General features: G+C 48.8%; 1 protein-coding gene. It reads left to right on the forward strand.

All coding sequences use genetic code 11. The features are described from left to right. Positions 1 to 972: 972 nt before the first annotated feature. Positions 973 to 1289 (forward strand): DUF21 domain-containing protein (locus tag FJZ26_06070; GenBank protein ID MBM3229973.1); only part of this gene is annotated, 317 nt, incomplete at its 3' end.

Here is a 1289-nt window from a genome sequence, read left to right on the forward strand (position 1 = left end):
TGGGCTCCATGAAAAAAAACAACGGGCACTGGGAGCTTGAAACCACAAGCGGAACCCATAAGGCAAAGCTGGTCATTGATGCAAGCGGCGTAGTCCAGGCAAGCTCAAGGCTTGCAAACCTTGGGCAAAAATCCGAGACTGTTCTTGGGGCGCAATATGAGATGGACGACATTCCCCAAGAAGGCTTTATTGATTTTTATTTCTGGCCCAGGCTCTCGCCACACGGATACCTTTGGATGATTCCAAAATCAGGCGGCAGGGCAAATGTGGGCCTGGTGACACGCGACAAGGCAAAAATCAAGAGTTACCTGGGCCAGTTTGTCAAGGAAATGGGCTGGGGTTCAAAAAAAATCCTCAAGTCATTTGGCGGCCTTATCCCCTCCTCGGGCCCTCTTCCAAGGACCTATTCGGACGGTTTGCTTCTGGTCGGCGATGCGGCAGGATTCACTTCCCCCCTCTTTGAAGGCGGAACCCATCTAAGCCTTGCATCGGGAGCAATGGCGGCTAAAGTTGCAAAAACGGCAATAACTTCCGGGGATTTGTCAGGGGCAAGCCTTTCAGAATACGAAGGCGCCTGGAGAAGCGAATTTCCGGATTACGGCAAGCTTATTGTCGGCAAAAATGTCCTATACAAGTTCACTGACCAAGAATTGAATACAATTGCCCATGCAATACCTCGGGATTTGTCCGCTCTTGACCCACTCAAAAAAGCAATGGTTGGGGGAAAAATGTTATTGGCAAGGCCGGGGCTTTTTGCAAAAAACGTAATTCCTGCTTTGCTTGCGTTTGGCTATTCAAGGGCCCAACATTACGGCTGGTAGATTGCGTCAGGCCAAGCGCGGCTGGAAAGTTTTTGGGCGCAAGCCTGAAGTGAGGCCAAGTAGTTATTTAAGCCTGCTGAAGAATAAGGCCAACTGAAGAAAATCCAATAACATCTAGTCAAGAAGATACCAGATTTCAAAAAGGTTAACCATGTACGAGCTAGACATCGCACTTTTGGTGCTATCGTTTGCCTGTGCAGCATTTTTCTCGGCATCTGAGTCAGCACTCACCTCACTTGGCGTGCTGAGGCTCAAGCGCCTGTCAAAGGAGAAAAAGTTTGGCTCTGAGGAGCTTGTTCGGCTAAAGGCCAATCCTGCAAGAATGATAACTACCGTACTCATTGGAAGCAACATATCTAACATCTCAGTGTCGTTTCTTGTTGCCCACCTAACGACTGTTTTTGCTGGGGAAGCATATCTTGGGGTAGCTGCCGGAGCACTTGTTCTGTTAATGCTAGTTTTTGGCGA

It is taken from the genome of Candidatus Parvarchaeota archaeon (assembly GCA_016866895.1).
Lineage (GTDB): Archaea > Micrarchaeota > Micrarchaeia > Anstonellales > VGKX01 > VGKX01.